This is a genomic window from Nostoc sp. FACHB-190 (assembly GCF_014696905.1).
Taxonomy (GTDB): Bacteria; Cyanobacteriota; Cyanobacteriia; order Cyanobacteriales; family Nostocaceae; genus Nostoc_B.
On record NZ_JACJQW010000006.1, the window covers coordinates 204164 to 228593 of the forward strand.

The window sequence follows — 24430 nt, forward strand, 5'->3', positions numbered from 1 at the left end:
ATAGTAAAAAGGGCGTGAGTGCCATTTACGTGGCATGATCTGTATTTCGAGATCATCCAGACAATACTATGACTGACAATATAAATTTTCGCATTGAGCGCGACTCAATGGGCGATCGCCAAATTCCTAGTAATGTTTATTACGGCATTCAAACTCTACGGGCTACAGAAAATTTCCCAATCAGTGGTTTAAAGCCTTTACATACTTACGTAGATGCTTGCTTACTCATTAAAAAAGCTACTGCAATTGTTAACGGTGAATTAGACTGCATTTCCCCAGAGATTAGTCAAGCCATTGTTAAAGCCGCCGATGAAATCTTGGCGGGACAATTACGCGACCAATTTGTGGTAGATGTTTATCAAGCTGGTGCGGGAACTTCCCACCACATGAATGTTAACGAAGTCTTAGCAAATCGGGCGTTAGAAATTCTCGGTGACGAAAAAGGTAATTACAAAAAAGTTAATCCTAATGACCATGTGAACTACGGACAGTCTACCAATGATGTCATCCCAACAGCGATTCGCATTGGTGGTTTATTAGCACTGACTCATACATTACACCCAGCCTTAGAAAAAGCGATCGCCGCCTTAGAAAGCAAAGCGTTAGAATTTCAAGATATCGTCAAATCTGGCAGAACCCACATGCAAGACGCTGTACCTGTGCGTTTGGGTGATACTTTTGCAGCTTGGGCGCAAATCCTCACAGACCATCAAAACCGCATCTATACTGCATCTGGAGATTTGATGGTGCTGGGTTTGGGTGGTAGTGCGTCGGGTACGGGGATGAATACCCATCCTTTGTATCGCGCCCGTGTGGTGGAAATTCTCTCAGAATTGCTGAATATGCCTTTAGAACCTGCGCCGCAGTTAATGGCAGCTATGCAGAGTATGGCACCATTTGTCAATGTTTCTGGGGCTTTACGCAACTTAGCCCAGGATTTAGTTAAAATATCCCACGATTTGCGCTTGATGGACTCTGGGCCGAAAACTGGCTTGAAGGAAATTCAACTTCCTCCAGTCCAACCAGGTTCCTCAATTATGCCAGGGAAATATAACCCAGTCATGGCAGAGATGACATCGATGGTGTGTTTTCAGGTGATGGGTTACGATAGTGCGATCGCTCTTGCCGCCCAAGCCGGACAATTAGAATTGAATGTGATGATGCCGTTAATTGCCTATAACCTGATTCACAGCATCGAAATTCTCGGTAATACCATCGCGGTGCTGACAGAACGCTGCATTCAAAATATTACCGCTAACAGGGAACGCTGTTTAGCCTACGCCGAAGGTAGTTTAGCTTTAGTCACCGCACTCAACACTCACATTGGCTATCTCAATGCTGCGGAAGTCGCCAAAGAATCATTAGCAACTGGGAAATCCTTGCGACAGATTGTTTTAGAAAAAGGACTAATGACAGAAGCGGAATTAGCTGAAGTGTTAAATCTAGAACAGATGAGTAGCATTGTACCCTTGAGGAAAGAATCTTAAAGTCATAAGAAGCGATCGCTTTTGCGTTTTTCACTATTAAAGCGATCGCCTTGATGAGAGCATAGTTATTTGGAAAGTGTAGATGCTTCTTCAGCTTGTCGCTAAACATCGTGTATCGTTACAGTATCAACGGAGATTTTTAGAATGAAATGGACACTTGAAGAAGCCCAAACACAGCTATCTTTAGTAATTAATGCCACTACTCAAGAACCTCAGTTAATCTATACTCAAGAAGAATTAGTGGCTGCTGTTGTAGACCCTGAACTTTTTCAAGAATTTTTAAACTGGCGACGACAAACGGCTAAAAAGTCTCTATCTCAAGTCTTTCAAGAACTTCAACAGTTATGTGTCGAAGAAAATTATAGCCTAGAGATTCCAGCACGAAGCGATCGCTACAATCCTTTTATTGGCGATGAAAATGAGTAGTCTTTGCGACACTAATATCATTAGTGAATTAACTCGCCCAAAGCCAAACCCAGGTGTAATATCATGGATAGGTACAGTAACATCAATTAACTTAAGCGTTATTACAGTTGAGGAAATTTATTATGGTTTAACAGCCAAGCCTAATGTTAGAATCCAAGCTTGGTTTGAAAATTTTCTGACAACTCACTGTGAAATTTTACCTATTACCTCGGAAATTGCCCAGTGTTCAGGCGAATTGAGAGGCTTTTTGAGAACTCAAGGTCAGCCGCGAGCGCAAGCTGATATGCTTATTGCTGCAACAGCTAAGATACATTCCATAACCCTTGTTACTAGAAATATTAAGGATTTTGAGGGTTGTGGTATATCTACATTGAATCCATTTATTTAAAGATTACTTCTCACTTAAGAGTGCGATCTCTTGATCTAAATTTAGGTTTATCAGTGGTGAATTATTTATAAACCTCATTTCCTCATTGTCAGACGATAGGAGTGATAAATGCTGCTTTTAAGCTCCCTGTGGAGAAAATTTAATATCATGTAATGTGTTATTCAATATTCATAGCTATTCCATCCTTCACGCAATTATTTACCTATGCAGACATACAAATCATCAGTTGGCTTAATCAGGGCGACATCTTACGAAAGCGACGCTTTACGGGAATCCTTAACCACTGTGCTAGAACCCCTGGGAGGAATCGCAGCTTTTGTCAAACCAGGACAAAAGGTATTACTCAAGCCAAATCTCCTCACAGGCGCACGTCCGACGAAAGAATGTACTACTCGCCCGGAACTGGTTTATGAAGTTGCCAAAATGGTTATCGAAGCTGGTGGTAAACCATTTTTAGGCGACAGTCCGGCTTTTGGGAGTGCGAAGGGAGTCGCCATTGCTAATGGTTATCAATCTTTTATCCAAGAACTCAATCTTCCCATCGTCGAATTTCATGGACAGCGTTACCACACAGTCAGCGAGAATTTCAACCACTTGCTACTGTGTAAAGAGGCGATGGAAGCGGATGTAGTTATTAATTTGCCCAAAGTTAAATCACACATGCAATTAACTGTAACCTTGGGTGTGAAAAATTTATTTGGTTGCGTTCCCGGTAAAATGAAAGCTTGGTGGCACATGGAAGCCGGGAAAGATGCTAACCGATTTGGGGAAATGTTAGTAGAAACAGCGAAAGCAATCAACCCAGATTTAACTATTTTAGATGGCATTATTGGTCATGAAGGTAATGGCCCTAGTGGTGGAGAACCTCGGAATTTAGGAATTTTAGCCGCCGCATCAGATGTATTTGCTTTAGATAGGGCGATGTTAGAAATTCTCAATGTTTCACCCCAGCAAGTTCCGACTGTTGCTGCTTCCCAAAGGTTGGGGGTTTGTCCCGAACTAGATGAAATTGAATTTCCTCTGTTACATCCTGATTTATTACAAATCTCAGATTGGCGCTTACCTGATAAGTTAATGCCAATAGATTTTGCTATGCCCCGTGTGATCAAATCTACGTTTAAACATCTTTACATTCGATTTATCAAAGAACCGATGAATACATATAGCAGAGGATAGTTTAAATGGGCAATTTTAGAAAATAAGTAACTGCAAAGTCAGCTACAGCAACCACTAACTTCAGAGATTAAGCTTTAATTACCCTCCGATTGCTTAACCAGACAACCGCCACTATCATTTATTGGCGGTTTTTTATTTGTCATCAAAGTTTAATTATTTGTTAACAAAAATATATCCAACTTCTTGAAGAAGTCGGGTATCTGAAAACTTTATTCTCAAAGTATTTGTACTCTACCTATGTATAGATTGACAAACCAAAATTAATGTTACATAACACTAATATAGTTAATTAACAAGTTATTTTTTCATGCGATCGCTGAATTTACTCTTGCTCACTATGCTGATTTAGAGCGTATTTTTATCCAATCATTTACTAATGATAGGGTTACGTGTGAGGCTGAGTTTGATAATCAAAAGTATCAAAGTCTTCAGTAAGATTTCGGTAGACATTGCTTATGAGTAAAATCATCTAAATCTGTGAAACCAACCTATCTAGAGTATTTTCAGATGTTATAATTCCAACAATTGCTTTAAGATAAGTTATCAATTTATATCAACACAACAGAAAAAATGTAGTCTTTGATGCAATTTATTAACCTATGCTTAACCAAAAGTTGGCAAATCTTTGCAAGGAATCGTAACATATTATTCACTTAGATAATTCCGAAATGTTTTTCTGTAACTTTGTATCAATCTTGTCGGAGATAAAATTATTGTTATGACACCTGCCAAACTGGTTCAATTTTGTGACTGCTACACAGTAGTCAGTAAAAAATCGTTAAAATGGCATCAAGACTCTCTCCGAGAGATAAAACTTATCAAGTGAGTTGAAAAATTTCAAATTTGTATGAATTCAAATAGTCAGTCTGCAAACACTACCGATACATATTCCCATCGTTTGGCAGACTTTGTGGGAACTGCGATCGCACTGTTAACCTTAACCCTACCTTTATTTGTCATCGCCCATTATTCCTCTAATGATGTAGCCCCAAATAATCAACAATCCCTGACATATCAACTGCAAAAACACTCAGAATAATTCCCAGCCCACATTAGTTAATTACATTTATGGCATTCAGAAAAAGCGTCACTAGTTTTTCTAGTGGCGCTTTTTCTACTCGAAACTGACGATAAACACACAAAATCAAGAGTTTGGGAAAATGTTCAATATCATATCCCGCAAATCAGTTATGATTCAATACATCTGTGTAGAAAGACAAAACTCTTTCTCCCCCTGCTCCCTGCGGTTTTTCTGATAAGTCTTTTACCGGACATGAACTGTTCACAACCTCTACCCCAGTCTTAATACTGTGTATGAATCCTGAGTTACACAAAAAGATATAAAGCCGCGTTGAGGTTATATATCTGAAGTTGGGGTTTAGTCTGGCATGATTCTCTCCTACGGCCAATGAAAGCTGCTTTTTATATAGCTAAATTGAGAACGTGAATCAGCTAAAAGTTTTTACTGACTGTAAAAGTCAAAAACTATAGTTCATGACCAGGAGCAATATTATGTCAGATACAAGTAAACGTGGCTTTGCTTCTATGGATGAAGATAAGCAACGAGAAATCGCCAGCAAGGGTGGACACGCTGCTCATGAGAAAGGTACAGCTCACGAATTTACCCCTGAAGAAGCGCGTGAAGCTGGACGTAAAGGAGGCGAAACCGTCAGTAAAGATAGAGAACACATGGCTGAAATTGGTCGTGAAGGTGGAAAACAATCTCACGGTGGCGGTCGCAAAAAACAAAAAGAGGACGCTGACGATATTGAAGATTCCGACGATACGGAATCAAAAGGTACTCCAGGCGGGAGTAAAGAGCAACACGCTGAAGCTGGCCGCCAAAGTCACAAGAACACCAATCAGGAGAAGGATAAATAGTCGGAATTTACGTCTGTTGACACGGGTGTAGGGGCTTCGCCGTGAGCCTCAGCCGAACGGTGTAAAGGTTTTTAGGACTTACGCATAAAAACGAAAAATTAAGGGTTTTGGCGAGGGTGTACTTATTCAAAATCCTTACACCCCAAACCCTTTCACCCTTACACCCAATCTCCACAGATAATCTTTGTGCGTAAGTCCTGATTTGGCTAAAAGCCTAGCTATATAAGCAGCATCAGATGTGTTAGTGAGCAGATAAAAGATGTAGCTGAATTATGGGGTGTAGTAAAAAGCCAAATATTGCGTTAACTGAGTGCATCTTTAACGCCTATCCAACCAGTAATTTTTTTGTATGTGCTGACATAACTTGTAACAGGAAGATTTTCTCGCAATTCAGGTTTAGTAAGTATTTTTTCTCTGATAACTTCTGCTAATAAACTAGGACGCTGACAACTTAAGACAGGCATATCTTGCCAACAGTGGCGGCAAAACCAAGTGATTTCCGAACCACGTACATGTTGTAAAAGTACTTCCGAACAGCAAGGACAGTAATTCATATTTTTCTACAAGTAATTGATATAAAGGGGTTTTAAAATGAAGGCAGTCACTTGCTTGAAATTTTGTCATTCAAATAACTGTCTATATCTACGAGGATAGTTATGAAATATAAGAAAGTTGTGGAGAAAATAATATTAATCAATCATTCGTAATATTTATACAATCTAGCTTAAGTAATAACCTCAGATTTTTATGAATAAAGATTACAATTCTCAGATATAGTGATCTGCTTTGATTGTTGAAATTATCTGTAAAGGTTGGGAATAGGGAGTAATACCATTTTGGATTTTAGATTTTAGATTTTGGATTGGGTAAGGGTTGATCGGTAAGCTTTTGAGCCATCAATCTGTCGCAATCATTTTTTAATTTGGTATGAGGAGTAGGAAAGAGTTTTTTAACTACGTCCTATTTTTCTGAAAAAACGGCGATAGAGTCTGTTCTATTTTTGAAGAACAAACTCTATCGCCGTATGGTGGCAATTAATTTTCTTGCCCTATCTTCTTGTCTCAGAACGATTTTCTTCAGGAGGATTAGCAGGAACGCCCAAAGCCTCTTTTAACTTTTGTTCACTGACACCTAATTTCTGGGCGGCGGCGGCAAAGTCGGGGCGGGGTGGGCGTTGTCCTTGACCTTGACCTTCGCTGGGAGGATTAGCAGGAACACCCAAAGCTTCCTTTAATTTTTGTTCACTGACACCTAACTTCTGGGCGGCGGCGGCAAAGTCGGGGCGGGGTGGGCGCTGATTGAAATCACCTTGACCTTGACCTTGCCCTTGTCCTTTACCTTGACGTTGGCCTTGACCTTGACCGGGAGGATTAGCAGGAACGCCCAAAGCCTCTTTTAATTTTTGTTCGCTAACACCTAACTTCTGGGCGGCGGCGGCAAAATCGGGACGGGGTGGGCGTTGCCCTTGCCCTTGACTAGGAGGATTAGCAGGAACACCTAAAGCTTCTTTTAATTTTTGTTCACTGACACCTAACTTCTGGGCGGCGGCGGCAAAGTCGGGGCGGGGTGGGCGTTGTCCTTCTGGTGGTTGGTCGGAAGGTTGTGAGGAAGCTTGAGCAATTTTAGACGCTGGATTAGCGGCATTGACTTGATTTAAGGAAATGACACCGAATGTACTAGCGAGAATGGAAATTGTAGCTACGACTGCGGCTGTGTTGAGTTTCATAATTATCCTCTAGAAAGTTCAGTTGTTGATGTTTTTTATTTAACAGAGTAAAAATTACAGTTCGCTCTGGTTGTGGATTACATTTTTGTAATTTTTGTGCATAGTATTTTGCAGAAATTACGTCATTTGCAGTCCAACATCAAAGGAGGCAGTGTAACCTTTTCCATTGGTGTTCAGCTTGAGTAACATTTGTTCGCCACCATATTGGAAAATTCCGTCATCAGCGTTCTTGATGATGCGCTGTCCTTTGCTGGCGTATGGTGCTTGGGTGTAAATGCGATCGCTCATCACATCGTCAAAATATAATTGCGATGTAAACTCATATTTCTCTTGTGTACGCACCTTTAAGTGGATATGCACAGTTCTCCCTTCATACCAACCAGGGTAAATGGTTGTGAACTGGACATTTCCCTGCGCGTCGGTGACTTGATAACCACGCAAAAACTTTTTGCCCACAGTATTAAAACTTTGGTCTGCCACGTCAGAATAAACACCCAAGGCATCACAGTGCCAAATATCGACAATTGCACCTGCAACGGGTGTACAGCCAGTACTGCCAACCTGAGAAATGTGCAGTGTTAATTGCAGAGGTACACCTGCTTTGATTGCACCATCAGCAGGATCAATGCGAATATCGGAACGATTGAGTTTCTCATCCACAAAATACGGCCCTTCGGTTTGCTGTGGACTAAGAACACAACCCGGTGATGTTGCAGTCTTGACTGTAGATGATACTGGAACAACAGCACTGATTTGTTCTTGTGTAGAAGCAGATTTTCTTGGTAGACAACCGACGACAAATATTGCAGTTCCGGCTGCTCTAAATAAACCCAGTGCCTCTCTGCGATTTAATAGACGATTTTTGGTATTCATAAACTTTAATAGGACTTACACACAAAGATTGTCTGTGGAAACTGGGTGAAGGGGTGTAAGGGTTTGAGATACATACACCCCTACAGGAAAGTCAAAAGTTATCTTTCTTTTGACTTTTGACTTTTAACTTTTGACTTGATTCTACCCCCGTAATCTCACTCTTTGGTTATTCTTTTCACTATTTAATTCTTGCTGAGAATTTGTGTTTTGACGATTACTTTGAGGGAGATTCTTTTTTGCTTGTGGACGGACTTGGCGACGTTTGACTTGTGGTTTTTTATTTGTTCTTGGCTGTTCTTTAATATCTTGATTACGCAGAGAAGGAGCATCAGCATTTGCTTGATTAGTTCCTACAAAGCCAAATGTTCCAATCATCAAAGGAATTACTGCTATAACTAATACTCTACGAATATTCATTAAAATTAACCTCAAAACTTGCTGTAGCTGATATTTATGATTAAGCCACTCCAAAATGACAGATAGCTTATTTTCTTGATTACATTTTTGTAATTTGCTAAATTCTGAAGATTTGAGATAATATATGAATCAATATTTGATTTCTGAAAAAAAATCAGTACACCGAGAGCAGGCTTCTTTCCTACTCCCTACTCCCCATTCCCTACTCCCTACCTACACAACTAGATTCAGGAATCAAACCTTATTCCTATAGTGATATAAATTACAGATTTGTAATTTTAGTCACAAGAGGACAAATCTATAATGAAATCATCATTGAATTAGAGAAGACTTGTGAACGTTCTGTTTGTCGAAGATGAAGCAAAAATTGCGAACTTCGTCCGGGCTGGACTGAAGGAGCAAGGATTTGTCGTAGATTATTGCGACAACGGTGATGAAGGATATCTGCGAGCAATGGATAATGAATACGATGCCATTATTCTGGACATTATGGTGCCAGGAAAAGATGGACTGTCGATTCTCAAACAACTGCGGCGAGAAGGGCGGAATGCGCCGGTAATTTTGTTAACAGCACGTAATGAATTAGACGATCGCCTGGCAGGATTAAACTTGGGAGCCGATGATTACATTGCTAAACCTTTTTTTGTGGAAGAATTAGCGGCGCGGATTCATGCGGTGGTGCGTCGGAGTGTGGGCGATCGCCAAAATTTACTAACAGTTGGCTCAATCAAACTCGATCGCATCACGCGGGAAGTCACTTGCAATCAACGCGCCATCGAACTTACTAGCCGCGAATTTAATCTACTGGAATATCTGATGCGTTCTCCCGGAAGAGTTTTTACCCGTACCCAAATCTTAGAACATATTTGGGGTTATGATTTTAACCCTAATACCAATGTTGTGGATGTGTGTATTCAGCGCATTCGCAAAAAAATTGAACCGATTGATGAAACAAATTGGATTGAAAGTATTCGCGGCGTTGGCTATCGGTTTCGCAAACCAGAGAATCAATCGTGAAACATCTGCGATCGTTTCGACTCCGAATTGCGTTGTTATCTGCGGCTTTAGCCGGCACTACCTTAGTCGGTTTTGGTGCAATATCCTGGTTTCAGATTTACAATGCCAAAATTAGCCGCTTAGATGCCGAACTGTTAAATCAGTTAATCCGCGCCAACCGTCCCCCAGAACCAGGAAAAGCACCTCTGCGCCCAGAATTTTTACCTGCTGGCTTGGGTACAAATACCAAGATTCCCGTCGCTTTACTGGTGCTGAATGCTGAGGGTAAAACAGTCTACGAATTTAACTCTTTATCGGCGGATACTGAGGTAAAAAATCTGTTGGTGAAGCGTTTAGAGTTAGCACCTGCGCCGCCAGATGTTCCCCCACAAAGAAGACCTGTAATTTTCGGTGCAAATCAGCCAGGACAACCACCACCGCGCCCAACTCCCCCACAATTTGTTACAGAAAAAACCGCGAAAGAAACTTGGCGAATTGGTGCGTTGAAATTTCCTAATTCTCAGGTGGCGGTTGCTGTTAGCTTACAACCCGTGAACCAAGAAATGGCAAGTATCCGCTATATTTTCTTGGTGTTAATTCCAGGGGCTTTACTGCTAGTTGCGGCTGGGGCTTGGTTTGTTTCTGGTGGGGCGTTACGTCCGATTCACGAGTTAACGGGCGTAATTCAACAGGTAACAGTGCAAGGGTTAGATCAGCGTATTCCCAGTGAGACAACAGATTTAGAATTTGTGGAACTGATTCAGGTGTTTAACCAAATGTTAGAACGTCTAGAACGCAGTTTTACTCAAGCTTCCCGCTTTAGTGCTGATGCAGCCCATGAACTGAAAACCCCATTAACTATTTTGCAAGGTGAATTAGAGCGATCGCTCCAACAAGTTGAACCAGGAAGTGATGTACAGCAGCGTTTAACCAATTTGTTAGATGAAGTGCATCGTTTAAGTACAATTATGCGAAAACTCTTACTGTTGTCTTTGGCAGATGCAGGCAAAATGGGCTTGTATTTGGTGGATGTCAATATGTCTGAGTTGTTACAGGAGATGATTGAAGATGTGGAATTGCTGGCTCCTCAGTTGAATGTGCAAACTGATATTCCTGATCATTTGCAGGTAAAAGGCGATCGCGATTTACTTATGCAAGTCATACAAAATCTGCTCAGTAACGCAATTAAATATAATTTTGCTGATGGCTGGATTAACATTCAGGCACGTCAAACCCAAAAAACTCTCACAATCACCGTCACTAATTCATCAAAAGATATTTTACCCAGCGATCGCGATCGGCTGTTTGAACGCTTTTATCGTGGTGATCCAGCCCGTACCCGAAAAGTAGAGGGTATTGGATTGGGACTCAGCCTCGCCCGTGAAATTGTCCGGGCGCACCGTGGCGAACTAGCCCTCAATTCTTCAACTTCTGGTCAAACAGGGTTTATTCTCACTTTACCAATTGCATAATCTTGAATAGGAATTTTCCTTGAAATCATCTGAATTATGAGTCATTTTGCCATTTTTGCCCAAATTTTTGTATCCTAATATCTGTCCACGCCTTCAAGCTGCTTGTGATTCATCGCCTGTGCAGCTTCGCCACAGGTGCGGGGTGTGGGGAAAATTTTGTCGGGGTTGGCTAAACCTTGGGGATTAAATACTTGTCTTACCCATTGCATTGTTTCTAAATCGATGCTGCTAAACATTTCTGGCATATAACATTTTTTATCGGAACCAATGCCATGTTCACCAGAGAGACTACCACCAACTTTTACACAAAGCTTGAGAATTTCCCCGCCTAATTCTTCAACTTTTTCTAATGCACCAGGGACAGAATTATCATAAAGCACTAAGGGGTGGAGATTGCCATCACCAGCATGAAAGACGTTAGCAATTTTATATCCAAATTTTTGACTTAAATTTTCAATTTCTTGCAAAACATAAGGCAATTGTGTACGGGGAATCACACCATCTTGTACATAATAATCGGGGCTTAAATGTCCAGCCGCAGCAAAGGCAGCTTTTCTGCCTTTCCACAATTTTAAGCGGGTTTCTGGGTCAGTAGCGGCAGTGACATTCCGCGCTCCATTTTGTTGACAAATTTCAGTAATTCTTTGTTTTAAAACTGCGACTTCGACTTCTAAACCATCAATTTCCACTAGCAAAATAGCCGTCGCATCTCGCGGATAACAATTAGTTGCGACAACATCTTCAACAGCATTGATGCTGAGGTTATCCATCATTTCCATCCCACCAGGAATTATCCCGGCGCTGATGATATCAGAAACACTAGCCCCCGCAGCTTCTACACTTGTAAAGTCTGCTAATAATACACAAATTGATTCGGCAGTTTTGAGAATTCTGAGAGTAATTTCTGTGGCGATTCCTAACGTTCCTTCAGAACCAACAAATATACCTGTTAAATCATATCCAGGTGTTTCTGGGATTTGTCCACCTAAATCAACAATTTCTCCTTCTGGGGTGACAATTTTTAAACCTAAAACGTGATTAGTGGTGACACCATATTTTAAACAATGCACTCCACCGGAGTTTTCAGCGACATTCCCGCCAATTGAACAGATAATTTGGCTAGAAGGATCTGGCGCATAATAAAATCCCGCACCGCTAACTGTTTGCGTTACCCAACTATTAATGACTCCTGGCTGTACAACAATGCGTTGGTTGTCTAAATCAACATTGAGGATTTGCCGCATCAAGGAGGTGACAATCAATACAGAATCTTCTAGTGGTAAAGCACCACCAGATAAACCTGTACCGGAACCCCGCGCGATAAAAGGTACAGAATACTGGTTACAGATTTTCACCACCGCCGCGACTTGTTCTGTGGTTCTGGGTAATACAGCCACAGCCGGACGTTGACGATAGCTAGTCAAACCATCACACTCATAAGTGATCAATTCTTCTCGGCGTTGAACTACACCATTTTTACCAAGGACAGCCTCAAATGCTTTGATAATAGGTTGCCAGTTACGTTGTTGTTTATCTTGGGTAAGCATAGGGTTTTCGGTAGATGACTCTGTAGAGGGCAGTGGTTCGGCTTCGCTCACCAACCATGATTCGACTTCGCTCACCAACCATGATTCGGCTTCGCTCACCAATCAAGTAGGAGTAGGGTTGGGTGAATATTTACTATTGTTGCAAAGATAGCAGTTTAGGGGAAGGAAATAGCGATCGCTCTCCCAAATTGCACCTCTGTCATTTGTCACCAATCACTGATTTTTCGGCTTGCGTAATATGTGCGAACCAATGGGAACCAAAACTTGGTTGAGACTGCGTAACTGTTCGGCTGTCCCCATACAAATTAGGGTATCTCCTGGCATTAAGACAGTATCACCAGTGGGGCCGCCAATCAGATTACCATCAACGCGGCGAATGGCTAAGACTAATGCACCAGTTTGCGATCGCAGTTTGGCTTTTTGCAAGGTTTGTCCGACAAAGGGAGACAAACTCGAATCGAGTAAAAATTCTTCCATATACAACTGCCTGTCTGCACCCGAAAGAATGCCATCTACAAAGTCTAATACTTGCGGTCTCAAGGCTGCTGCGGCCATCCGTTTCCCCCCGGTAATATATGGTGAAATTACGGCATCCGCCCCACCGCGCTGTAATTTTTGTAACGCTTCTTCTGTACTAGCGCGAGCGATCGCCCGAATATCTGGATTTAATGTTTTTGCTGATAATACTGTATATAAATTTTCCGCATCCGAAGGCAGGGCGGCAACTATACAAATCGCTCTGTCAATCCCCACATGGAACAGCGTATCATCTAAAGTCGCGTCGCCTTGGTATACTACATAACCTTCCGTCTGCGCTCTCTGCACCGATTCAATCTCGGAATCTATGACTACAAAAGGTACACCTTCTGCCCGAAATTCTCTAGCAATTTGCCGACCAGTGCGACTAAATCCACAAATAATATAATGTTCTGTCAAGGATTCCATTACGCGCCTCTGTTGTCGTAGCCGAATTCCTTCTTGAAAGTAGCCTTCGATGATGGCTTCTGTAAATCGATTGACAATGTAACCAATATTAATTACACCCAATAAAATCAAGGCAATGGTAAACAAGCGTCCACGGCTACCGAGTGGGTGTGTTTCTCCATATCCCACAGTGGCTAGGGTAATCACGGTCATGTAGGCTGAATCTTCCCATGACCAGCCTTCAACTAATTTGTACCACAAAGTGCCAATCAGGAACACGCCGCCAAGAGCGATCGCCCCTGCCATTAGTTCTTTTTGGATACGTTGATATTTTCTCTCAAGAGTGGAATACAAAGTTATCTCTCACCAGTGTTCTTCGTTTAAGGATATTTAAGCGTTAGCCTAAAAGAAATCATGATTTGCGATCAATCACAAGAAATTTTTAACAATTTCGAGGAAACTAGTAAGTGAGTGTAGAATTAAAAATTTTCAGGAGGAGCGGTTAGTGAGCTTACAAACTCTAGTTGAAGAAGCCAGCATCCCCCCAGCATCAGGTTCAGTGTCATCTATTCCTTTTGATTCGGATAGTTTTAACGAAGCCGTGATGTCAACTTATGGTCGGTTTCCTTTAGCCTTAGAAAAAGGTGCAGGATGCCGCGTTTGGGATACACAGGGGCGGGAATACCTAGATTTCGTGGCGGGGATTGCCACTTGTACCCTAGGACATGCTCACCCAGCAATGGTTGAAGCTGTGACACGCCAAATTCAAAAGCTACATCACGTTTCTAATTTGTACTACATTCCCGAACAAGGGGAATTAGCCAAATGGATTATCCAACATTCCTGTGCCGATCGCGTATTTTTCTGTAACTCTGGAGCCGAGGCGAATGAAGCGGCGATTAAATTAGCGCGTAAATATGCCCATACAGTTCTAGAAATAGAAAAGCCTATTATTTTAACGGCGAATGCGAGTTTTCATGGGCGGACTTTAGCAACGATTACCGCCACCGGACAACCCAAGTATCAAAAATACTTTGATCCCTTGGTTCCTGGTTTCCATTACGTACCTTATAACGATATTACTGCTGTCGAAACAGCCATTAGTGAGTTAGATGAAGGTGATTATCGCGTTGCGGCGATTTTATTAGAACCATTGCAAGGTGAAGGCGGCGTACGTCCTGGTGATGTGGCTTACTTCCAAAAACTGCGGCGGATTTGTGATGAAACCGGCATTTTGTTGATTTTTGATGAAGTGCAAGTCGGAATGGGACGCAGTGGTTATTTATGGGGTTATGAACATCTCGGTGTCGAACCCGATATTTTCACCAGCGCCAAAGGTTTGGGCGGTGGAATCCCCATTGGCGCGATGATGAGTAAAAAATTCTGTGATGTTTTTCAGCCAGGAGAACACGCCAGTACCTTTGGTGGGAATCCTTTTGTTTGCGGTGTGGCGCTGAGTGTTTGCCAAACCTTGGAAAAAGAAAATATTTTGCAGAACGTCCGTGAGAGGGGAGAACAGTTACGTACTGGATTAAAAGCGATCGCAGCTAAATATCCCCAGTATATTTCTGATGTGCGGGGTTGGGGCTTAATCAATGGAATGGAATTAGTTGCTGACATTCCCCTAACTGCTGGTGAAGTTGTCAATGCCGCCATTGCTGAAGGTTTACTACTTGTCCCCGCCGGGCCAAAAGTGGTGCGCTTTGTCCCACCGCTAATTGTCAGCGAGGCAGAAATTGACCAAGCCTTAAAAGTGGTAGATAAAGTGCTGAGTAATGAGTAATGAGTGCTGAGTGCTGAGTGCTGAGTGCTGAGTAATAACTCTTAACTCTAAACAAATTGTATTTGATGTTTTAGCTATGAGTGGGTTGTCTTTTAACTCAGCACTCAGCACTTTCAACTCAGCACTCTTAATTTTTAACTCCGTCCACCAATGCTTTTTTTAAATGCTGGACGTTCAGATATTCGCTTTAGATATGCCAAAATTTCTGGGTAAGCACTGAGGTCGAGTTTCAGCATCATTGGGATGTAAGAGAGAACTGAACCCACCGCTACGTCTGCAACGGTAAATTCATCACCTAGAATGAAGGGTTGTTGTTGAAAAATCTCATTTAGTGGAGTTAACAAGCGGGGTACTTCCCGTTCTCTGGTTGATTCTGTGAAAATTCCTGCCGATAAGGTAGAGTTAGCAAATAACACCCATTGATAAATTTTCGCCCGTTCTTCTGGCGAACCTGGGAACTTACCATACTTTTCATTCAAATACAGCAAAATTGCCCCAGATTCCCAAAGCTGAAAATCACCATCGACTATTGCCGGGACTTTCCCCATCGGGTTAATTTGCAAGTATTCGGGCTGTAAGTGTGCGCCTGCTTGCATATCTAGCTGAACAAACTCATAGGGAAGTTCTAGTTCTTCGAGATACCATTTGGCGATCGCTGCCCGACTAAAGGCACTACCGTAAAGTTTTAGCATAACCACTTGCTATTTAAAGAACCTTATGTGTATGTGAATGCTGTTTCACATTGTCTTCTTTAGTGACAACTCTGGCAGCATTTAACACTCGTTTACGTTCAGTAGAATACTTGAAATCTGTGTAAGTCGCACCCAAAGGAATTAAATTTTTGCTGCTTTCGCTGCGTTTATAAGTCCGCGCTGCTGCAAACACTCTTTGGGCAAATTCTTCACCAAACTGCGCCGAAGCAGGAAAACCTGGGGGTAATAACGGCGTTTCACCTTCCAAAACTGCGCCTATAGTTGTGGCATAAGCCAGTTTATAGGAAGTTGGAATATCGTTTATTAAGGTTTCTAAAGATGCAGAGGGAATTGGTTCTATAACTTCAACTTGATGAACTTCCCCATCTTCTTTAATAAAACAGGTTGCCAAGCCAATAACAACATAATCATCGGCAGCTAAATCGGCAGTATTTTGATCAGACATTGCGGTTGTCATAAGAAAATTGTCGCAAAACTTTAAAATTGGAAAATGTATAACCAGAGATTAGCAAATGTATAGCAATCCTAAATGATTTATAAACATCTCTCCCTTGTCTACCATGTCTTCCTTGTCTCCTTGTCTTTGTTGTTCACATATCAACTAGGACTGCTATAGACGCTAGTGAAGGGAGAAACATCGCAACAAAAAAACACTAAAAGCGCCTGAAAGTTGCAATGTTTCTTAACCCTTTTCTCCATCTCTCTTGAACGGCTAGTAGGATTCTACCAAGTTGTTGCTCATTTGCCATTTTCTCCTGATTGTCTACATTAGACATCTTGCAAAAGTCATCAGGAAAAAAAGCAGGGCTATACCACAAGCCTTTAGCAATATTGATACTTGAATATAATTTTATACCTTATGTCTAGATTATGGAAAAAGCGATCGCCCTCGGCCAAGAGTCTGCGATCACCTTCATGTAATCCCCATATCGGAGTACAACTATTATAATGCCACAAAATAAAATTTCAGCCCAGTCAAATTTACACCATATTCCCTGGTGCAGAATCTAATTTTGTTATTTCCTCCTCTTGTCCGCATCGCCTCCCCAAACAGGCGCTACACTAACAAACTGACTTTTCTAAAATCCTCTGGAAAAAAGCTGCAATATTCTCGATGAATCTTGGTTCAGGGAAGGAAGTTTAATTAACCTTTTGCTAGGCATTTCTTAACCTAGCTGGGATAGCGTGAAGCACTGAATATCACAGTTATCTCATGGTGCGATCGCCCAAGCTGTAAAGTGCATCTTTGCAGTTTATATTGTCTTGCCAAATTTGCAATCGCCTGTTCACAAACTCACGCCGTGTGCAACTTTATCTCAAACCAACCTAACCCCCAATCCCTTCCCTACTAGGGAAGGGGAGCAATATTCAAAGCCTCTCCCCGAAGTGGAGAGAGGTTTGGAGAGGGGTTAAACAAATAAGTTGCACATCATATCAACTCACGAATTTTTAGTGAGTACAAAGTGGAAATCGCTTCTCTGAATCCTGATTTATCGATACCCAAAAATATGCAAGCTGGTAAAACTATCACCAACATAGAATTTTTAGGACAACAGATTTTTGCTACAGGTTTTGTTCCTACTGGTGTAGCAGGAATTGTTAATGGTACGCCAACTCAAGTAGGTGGTTTATCTGGTCTTGCTTACGATGCTGCTAATAATCGTTACTATGCCATTTCGGACGATCGCTCCCAAATTGGCCCTGCCCGCTTTTATACTTTCACTGGTGATCCTGCTACTAATAATGTAACTTTTACTAACGTCACTCCCCTGAGAGATACCAATGGTAATTTATTTGCGGCGTTGAGTTTAGACCCAGAAGACATTGTATTAACTAACAACAATACAGTTTTCATTTCTTCGGAAGGGGAAGTTAATATTAATGCGGGTCGGGTAACAAATCCGTTTGTCAGGGAATTTTCTCTGACTACAGGTCAGGAATTGCGATCGCTAACTATCCCGACTAAATTCTTACCAGTAGTTCAAGATACTAACAGCGATGGTTTGATTAATACTGGTGATACCCAAACCTCTGGTGTCAGAAATAACTTGGCTTTGGAAAGTCTCACCATTACCCCAGACCAAACAACTTTATTCACCGCCACCGAAAATGCTTTATTCCAAGATGGGGCTGTGGCTTCTTTGGCTGCGGGTACACCTTCGCGCATCTTGCAATATGATTTGACTACAGGACAGCCAACAAAAGAATATTTGTATGTCACTGACCCAGTAGCAGAAACACCAGTACCAAATACTGCATTTAGCACCAACGGCTTAGTAGATTTACTAGCTATTGATAATCGCGGGACAATACTCGCTGTAGAACGTTCTTTTTCTACAGGCGTTCCCGGTACAGGCAATACAATCAAAATCTACGAAATCTCTCTCCAAGGTGCAACTGATATCAGCAGCATCAACTCACTTAGTAGTTTGACTCCTGAACAATTAGCTGCAATTCAACCAGCCCAAAAACGCTTACTGTTGAATTTGAATGATTTGGATTTGCCCACTGGCTTGGATAACATCGAAGGGATAGAATTTGGCCCCACCTTACCAGATGGTCGTCAATCAATTGTTCTGGTGAGTGACAACAACTTCAGCGCCACCCAATTCACGCAAATTCTAACTTTGGGTGCAGATTTAATTCCCACCGTTGCGCCGACTGTCGAAACCAGCCCCGCTTTGTTGGATGATGAGATTCAAAATGCGGATGCGGATGATCCAGCGATTTATGTCAACGCCACCAATTCCGCCGACAGCTTGGTATTAACCTCAGTGAAAAATGGTGGGTTGCGAGTTTACAACTTGTCTGGGGAACTGTTGCAAACCTTCAATCCTGGGGATATTCGCTACAACAATATTGATTTGCAATATGGATTTAAGTTGGGGAATCAAACCATTGATATTGCCGTAGCCAGCGATCGCGAAAATGATAAACTAGCAATCTTCAAAATTAATCCCAACCCCACAACCCCCGGTGAATATTTAGAAGACATCACCGATAGCAGTCTTGGTACTATTTTCCAAGCAGCACCTTTTGAACCGCCTTATTCATCCGACGAACGCAGTGCTTACGGTTTGGCGCTATACCGCAGCCCCCAAACTAATGATTACTATGCCTTTGTTAGCCGTCGGGAAACTGGAGACGTAGCCCAGTTAAAATTAGTTGACAGAGGTAATGGTCAAATTGGTGCAGAACTAGTTAGACAGTTTACCATTCCGACCACAGCAGGGCGATCGCCGCAAACCGAAGGAATGGTAGTTGACCAAGAAACAGGTTATCTCTACATTGGTCAAGAAGATGTCGGTATCTGGAAATTTGACGCAGAACCTTTTGGAAACAATACAGGTACACTGATTGATCGCGTCCGAGATTTGGGTGGTAGTAATCTTACCAACGATGTTGAAGGATTAACAATTTACTACGGTAGTGATGGTCAAGGCTATTTGTTAGCTTCTAGCCAAGGCGATAACACCTTTGTGGCTTACAACCGTGCTGGTAATAACGAGTATATAGGTAGTTTTGCGATCGGGAATAGCGGCTCAATTGATAGCGTACAAGAATCTGATGGTGCAGATGTGATCAATGTGCCTTTAGGCGCTAACTTCCCCTCTGGTGTGTTTATTACTCAAGACGGTTCTAATGATCCCGCCGTACTTGTAGAAGATGACGGGGAAATTGAAAACATCAGCAGTAACTTTAAATTTGTTCCTTGGCAAAATATCGCCAATGCTTTCCCAGAGGCTTTAACCATCGATACCACAGGTTACGATCCCCGCAATCCTGATACTTCCCAGTTTGTTCCCAGAGTCACCCTCAAAGGCTTTGCTTCACTTCCTGCTGATACCTTTGCTGAGGGGCCAAGGTCTGGTAGTGCAATTACCGGAACCAACGGCCGGAATGTCCCCTTCGCCGCCCAACCGATACAAGGGTTTAGTGGTGTGCAGAGGGCTGATGATAATTCCTTCTATTTCCTCTCTGACAACGGTTTTGGCAGTCAAAGTAACAGTGCTGACTATCTGTTGCGGATTTATCGTGCTGATCCCAGTTTCCGGGGTGCAGAACCAGGGGGTAACGGAAGCGTCAATATTTTGAACTTTATTCAGCTATCTGACCCAGATAATAAAGTTCCTTTCCAGATTGTGAATGAAAACACCAGCGATCGCCTATTAACTGGTGCAGATTTTGATATTGAATCTTTCGTAATTGCGGAAGATGGTACTTTCTGGATTGGTGATGAGTTTGGCCCTTACTTACTGCACTTTGATGCAACCGGCAAACTGTTAGATGCACCGATTCCCACACCCAACATTACCAATCTCAATACTTTAGATGGTCAAGCACCAATTGTGATTGGACACCGAGGCGCAAGCGGTGAACTACCAGAACACACCCTTGGTTCTTATATGTTGGCGATTCAAAGAGGTGCAGACTTCATTGAACCGGACTTAGTGGTGACAAAAGATGGTGTGTTGATTGCCCGTCACGAACCGAATATTATTAACACTACCAACGTTTTAGATCATCCTGAATTTGCCGATCGCCTTAGAACTAAAATTGTAGATGGTATCGCTGAGGAAGGTTTCTTTGTTGAAGACTTCACCCTAGCAGAAATTAAAACCCTCCGCGCCAGAATCCAGCCAAGTTTCCGTACTCAAGCCTTTAACGACTTGTACGAAATTCCTACCTTGCAAGAAATCATTGATTTAGTGAAGCAGGTAGAAGCAGATACAGGTAAGAAAATCGGCATTTATCCCGAAACTAAGCACCCCACCTACTTTGCATCAGTTGGTACTCGTTTAGATGGCACACCAATCAATCAAGATATCAGTCAAAAGTTAGTTGATTTGTTAGTTGCCAATGACTTTACTGACCCCAATCGCGTATTTATTCAATCTTTCGAGGTCGGTAATCTCAGGCAACTCAATGATGTGATTTTACCTGCGGCTGGTATTGACTTACCGCTAATTCAGTTATTGGATGCCCGTGATGTCAATCTGGATGGTTCGCTGATTGACTATCAACCTTTTGACTTTGAAGTAAGTGGCGATACTCGCACCTACGGCGACTTAAGAACCCCCGAAGGTTTGCGAGAAATTGCCACCTACGCTGAAGGAATCGGCCCTTGGAAGCGGATGATTGTTTCGGTTCGCGGTGTGGATGCTAACGGCGATGGTCAAGCTGATGATGTCAATGGTGATGGATTAGTTAACGACGCAGATAAAACCTTAACTACACCAACCTCTTTGGTGAATGATGCCCATACTGCTGGCTTGTTAGTCCATCCTTATACATTCCGCAACGAAGGGCGTTATCTCGCATCAGACTACAACGGTGATCCTCAAGCGGAGTTTCGCCAGTTTATTCAGTTGGGCGTAGATGGTTACTTTACAGACTTCCCCGGTACTGGTGATTTTGTGCGTGACCAGTTAACAGGGCAGTTTGTCAGGTCGCCGCAAAACCCCGATGTCCGCAACCTGCAAGATTTTAATACTTTAAGTGGTGATGCACCATTAGTTATTGGACATCGTGGCGCGAGTGGTGAAAGACCAGAACATACTTTAGAAGCATACAGACTAGCGATCGCTCAAGGTGCAGATTTCATCGAACCTGACTTAGTAGCTACCAAAGATGGACGTTTAATCGCCCGTCACGAAAATGCTTTGGCAATTCTCAACAATGATGGTTCAGTTAATCTGACTGACACTAGCACCGATATTTACCTGCGTCCTGAGTTTGCTGACCGACTGACGACCAAAGTTATTGATGGTAGAACTATCAGAGGTTGGTTTACCGAAGACCTCACCTTAGCAGAAATCAAAACTCTGAATGCAATTGAACGCTTACCGGGCTTGCGCGGAACCAGATTTAACAATGATGGGTTGAAAGTTCCTACCCTCGAAGAAATTATTGATTTGGTGCAGCAAGTAGAAGCCGAAACTGGGCGGAAAATCGGCATTTATCCCGAAACCAAACACCCGACTTACTTTGCTGTTGAAGGTAGACGCATCGATGGTACACCCATCAATACCAGTCTGGGACAATTGCTGGTAAATGTTTTAGTTGCGGAAAACTTTACTGATCCCGACAGAGTATTTATTCAATCCTTTGAGGTGGGTAATCTGCGGGAATTGAAACAAAATATCTTACCCGCCGCCAGAATTAATATCCCCTTGATTCAGTTAATTGGGGGCGCGACAAGTCAACCTTACGACTTCCAATTTAATGGTGATACTCGCACCTACGGCGACTTAATTAGACCAACAGGACTAGCCGCGATCGCCACTTACGCAGTCGGGATTGGGCCTAACAAACGCCTGATTATCCCCGCGACAACAGTAGACCGTAACAGTGATGGTAGACCAGATGACCTCGATGGTGATGGTTCAATTACCGATGCAGATAGAGTCTTGGGTACGCCCACAACTTTAGTACAAGATGCCCACGCCGCAGGTTTGCAGGTACATCCTTATACCTTCCGCAGTGAAAGCGTGTTTTTAGCATCCGATTACAACGGCGACCCACTGGCAGAATACAGACAGTTCATCGAGTTGGGTGTAGATGCTTACTTTACCGATTTCCCCGGTGTCGGTGATTTAGTCCGCGACCAATTTGTTGGACAGCCAGCCGTTGCTAACCTTGGTGGTTCTAGAGGTTTTGAAGGTTTAGCCATCAGTCCCGACAGACAAACTTTGTACCCATTATTAGAAGGTACTGTGGCTGGCGACCCTGCTGGTTCACTGCGGATTTATAAATTTGATGTCGCCTCAGAACAATATCAAGGTTTGGTTGGTTATTACCGTTTGGATAACCCCAGTTATGCCATTGGTGATTTCACCGTCATCAACGAAAATGAATATCTGGTAATTGAACGGGATGGTCTGCAAGGTAGCGCCGCCCAATTCAAGAAAATCTTCAAAGTTGACTTCTCAAAACGCGATGCTAATGGCTTTGTGGAAAAACAAGAAGTTGCTGATTTGCTGAATATTCAAGACCCCAATGACTTGAATCGAGACGGTAGTACAAAATTTACCTTCCCCTTCGTCACTATTGAAGATGTGTTGGTATTGGATGCGAACACCATCTTGGTTGCCAACGATAATAATTATCCCTTCTCCCAAGGCAGACCAGGAGACATCGACAACAACGAAATTATTCTCCTGCATCTAGACAAGCCCCTGAATTTAACTACTGGTGTGATTAGTGTTACAAGCACCACGCCAAATGCCACAGAAGGAAATTCCACCCCTGCAACCTTCCGCATTTCTCGCGCTGGTAATACCAATACAGCTTTAACCTTCAACTATACTGTTGGTGGAACTGCCACTAACGGTAGTGATTACGACAGCCTCACAGGTACAGCCACCATCGCGGCTGGTAGTTCCTACGTGGATATAGCCGTTAAACCAATTGATGACAACTTGGTAGAAAGCAATGAAACAGTAACTTTAACGTTAGTTGATGGTAACAACTACGACCTTGCCAGAACTAACACCACCGCAACTGTTACTATTGCCGATAGCGATCGCTCTCTCGCCCAAACTCCCAATACTGATATATTCACAATCAAGGGTAGTGGTGCCAAAACCCGACTCCAAGTAGACCTCACCAGACGCGGTTCCAACCGTACCAATGAACTTGGTGTGTTTACCGTAGATGATGCCGCAGGTAGAATCAACGGTATCGCCCCAGGTGAAGCAGGTTACACCGCAGCCGCTTTAGAAAGGGCTAGAACCATCTTCTCGGCGGTGAATCGTGGCTTAAACAACGCCGATGTTTCGAGATTACTGGAATTTGATTCCGGCGACCAACTCAGATTTTATGTGGTGAACAATGGTACAAGTGATGCTGTCCGCGCTGGTAATATCCCCAGCAACAGTGTCATTTTCGCTAATCCCAACACCCAAAGAATCACCAACTTAGGTAACGATAAATTCTCCCTCGCTTGGGAATTTCAACCAGGAAATGGTCAGCCTTTCCAAGATTTAGTGGTAAATATCCAATCAACCGACACAGTTTTACCAATTGGTACAGCTTTGCAAGGTCAATCACAAGCCGAACTCATTGACTTGCGTAACGTCACAGAATTGGTTACTGCTGATTTTATCGTTAGCAAAGATGCAAGTTTTAGAAACTACGCCAGTTTCTACCGAGTCAGCGATGTAAACGGCGGTATTGACCTCAACGGTGATGGCCAAGCAGATATCTTACCCGGACAAGCTGGTTACACCGAAGCGGCTGTCCGCAACCGTGTTTCAGGTATTGACTTAACAGCCAACCGTGGGATAACAACCTACTCTGCAACCCTGCAAGGAGGTTATATCTATGCACCATTTATTATTGTCAATGACACACCAGAATCAGTGTTAGATAGCAACCCCAGAAATCCGGCGGTTTACTTCCCCTTCTTAGGTGCTAACACCAGACAAACAGACCAAATTACTTTATTAGGTAATAATATCTTTGGCTTTGAAGATTTGCCAAGAGGTGGCGATCGCGATTTCAACGATTTAATTGTCCGCGTTGAATTAAACATCGCCTAACAATCAATTTCACCAGAGATAAATCATAGCGATTAGCCCTACTTAAAAAGGTAGGGCTAATTTATTTTGATAAAATTT

18 protein-coding genes are annotated in these 24430 nt (G+C 42.6%); 10 read left to right on the forward strand and 8 right to left on the reverse strand.

The window, feature by feature from the left end:
* The first annotated feature begins 68 nt into the window (after positions 1-68).
* The 6 genes from H6G28_RS10340 (at position 69) to H6G28_RS10365 (ending at position 5358) form a co-directional block, all read left to right on the forward strand.
* A complete protein-coding gene (locus H6G28_RS10340; protein WP_190670581.1) occupies positions 69-1487 on the forward strand; it encodes an aspartate ammonia-lyase in 1419 nt (472 codons plus the stop codon).
* Positions 1488-1631: 144 nt separating this feature from the next.
* A complete protein-coding gene (locus tag H6G28_RS10345) occupies positions 1632-1913 on the forward strand; it encodes a prevent-host-death protein (RefSeq protein WP_190588469.1) in 282 nt (93 codons plus the stop codon).
* Complete coding sequence (locus H6G28_RS10350) at positions 1900-2301, forward strand: type II toxin-antitoxin system VapC family toxin (protein WP_242054517.1); 402 nt, start codon at positions 1900-1902, stop codon at positions 2299-2301. Before H6G28_RS10345 ends, H6G28_RS10350 begins: the two co-directional genes overlap by 14 nt.
* Positions 2302-2505: 204 nt before the next feature.
* The gene (locus tag H6G28_RS10355; RefSeq protein ID WP_190588467.1) at positions 2506-3477 is read left to right on the forward strand and encodes an Npun_F2552 family protein; all 972 of its coding nucleotides are present in this window, start codon (positions 2506-2508) and stop codon (positions 3475-3477) included.
* Positions 3478-4324: 847 nt separating this feature from the next.
* Positions 4325-4516 (forward strand): TLTLP motif-containing protein, encoded by a 192-nt coding sequence (locus tag H6G28_RS10360; RefSeq protein WP_190588466.1) that lies wholly within the window; start codon positions 4325-4327, stop codon positions 4514-4516.
* Positions 4517-4989: 473 nt separating this feature from the next.
* Entirely contained in the window at positions 4990-5358 is a 369-nt protein-coding gene (locus H6G28_RS10365; RefSeq protein WP_190588465.1) for a KGG domain-containing protein, read from the forward strand.
* A 302-nt stretch (positions 5359-5660) separates the two neighbouring features.
* On the opposite strand, the gene H6G28_RS10370 is transcribed toward H6G28_RS10365, so the two are convergent.
* From H6G28_RS10370 to H6G28_RS10385, 4 genes are all read right to left on the reverse strand, one after another.
* Positions 5661-5912, reverse strand: coding sequence for a hypothetical protein (locus H6G28_RS10370; RefSeq protein ID WP_190670606.1), 252 nt, complete (start codon positions 5910-5912; stop codon positions 5661-5663).
* Positions 5913-6406: 494 nt separating this feature from the next.
* Positions 6407-7084 carry a hypothetical protein gene (locus tag H6G28_RS10375; RefSeq protein ID WP_190670582.1) on the reverse strand — a complete coding sequence of 226 codons (678 nt, stop codon included), beginning with the start codon at positions 7082-7084 and terminating at the stop codon, positions 6407-6409.
* A gap of 117 nt (positions 7085-7201) precedes the next feature.
* Positions 7202-7957, reverse strand: coding sequence for an intradiol ring-cleavage dioxygenase (locus H6G28_RS10380; protein ID WP_190588463.1), 756 nt, complete (start codon positions 7955-7957; stop codon positions 7202-7204).
* A 141-nt stretch (positions 7958-8098) separates the two neighbouring features.
* The gene (locus H6G28_RS10385; protein ID WP_190588462.1) at positions 8099-8374 is read right to left on the reverse strand and encodes a hypothetical protein; all 276 of its coding nucleotides are present in this window, start codon (positions 8372-8374) and stop codon (positions 8099-8101) included.
* A 333-nt stretch (positions 8375-8707) separates the two neighbouring features.
* Here H6G28_RS10385 and H6G28_RS10390 point away from each other — a divergent pair, with 333 nt between their 5' ends.
* Complete coding sequence (locus H6G28_RS10390) at positions 8708-9391, forward strand: response regulator transcription factor (RefSeq protein WP_190588461.1); 684 nt, start codon at positions 8708-8710, stop codon at positions 9389-9391.
* Positions 9388-10842 (forward strand): ATP-binding protein, encoded by a 1455-nt coding sequence (locus H6G28_RS10395; protein ID WP_190670583.1) that lies wholly within the window; start codon positions 9388-9390, stop codon positions 10840-10842. The genes H6G28_RS10390 and H6G28_RS10395 overlap by 4 nt, the downstream gene beginning before the upstream one ends.
* Positions 10843-10916: 74 nt before the next feature.
* Here the strand turns inward: H6G28_RS10395 and glcD are convergent, their stop codons facing one another.
* Both glcD and H6G28_RS10405 read right to left on the reverse strand, forming a co-directional pair.
* Positions 10917-12389, reverse strand: a complete 1473-nt coding sequence (glcD, locus tag H6G28_RS10400) for a glycolate oxidase subunit GlcD (protein WP_190670600.1) — start codon at positions 12387-12389, stop codon at positions 10917-10919.
* 213 nt (positions 12390-12602) lie between these two features.
* Positions 12603-13667 carry a potassium channel family protein gene (locus tag H6G28_RS10405; RefSeq protein ID WP_277877227.1) on the reverse strand — a complete coding sequence of 355 codons (1065 nt, stop codon included), beginning with the start codon at positions 13665-13667 and terminating at the stop codon, positions 12603-12605.
* 151 nt (positions 13668-13818) lie between these two features.
* Here H6G28_RS10405 and H6G28_RS10410 point away from each other — a divergent pair, with 151 nt between their 5' ends.
* A complete protein-coding gene (locus H6G28_RS10410) occupies positions 13819-15096 on the forward strand; it encodes an aspartate aminotransferase family protein (RefSeq protein ID WP_190670584.1) in 1278 nt (425 codons plus the stop codon).
* A gap of 134 nt (positions 15097-15230) precedes the next feature.
* On the opposite strand, the gene H6G28_RS10415 is transcribed toward H6G28_RS10410, so the two are convergent.
* The gene (locus H6G28_RS10415; RefSeq protein ID WP_190588458.1) at positions 15231-15788 is read right to left on the reverse strand and encodes a glutathione S-transferase family protein; all 558 of its coding nucleotides are present in this window, start codon (positions 15786-15788) and stop codon (positions 15231-15233) included.
* A gap of 13 nt (positions 15789-15801) precedes the next feature.
* On the reverse strand, positions 15802-16266 hold the full coding sequence (locus H6G28_RS10420) for a hypothetical protein (RefSeq protein ID WP_190588457.1): 465 nt from the start codon (positions 16264-16266) through the stop codon (positions 15802-15804).
* Positions 16267-17272: 1006 nt separating this feature from the next.
* On the opposite strand from H6G28_RS10420, the gene H6G28_RS10425 reads away from it, so the two are divergent.
* On the forward strand, positions 17273-24352 hold the full coding sequence (locus H6G28_RS10425; protein WP_313949902.1) for a phytase: 7080 nt from the start codon (positions 17273-17275) through the stop codon (positions 24350-24352).
* Positions 24353-24430: the final 78 nt, after the last annotated feature.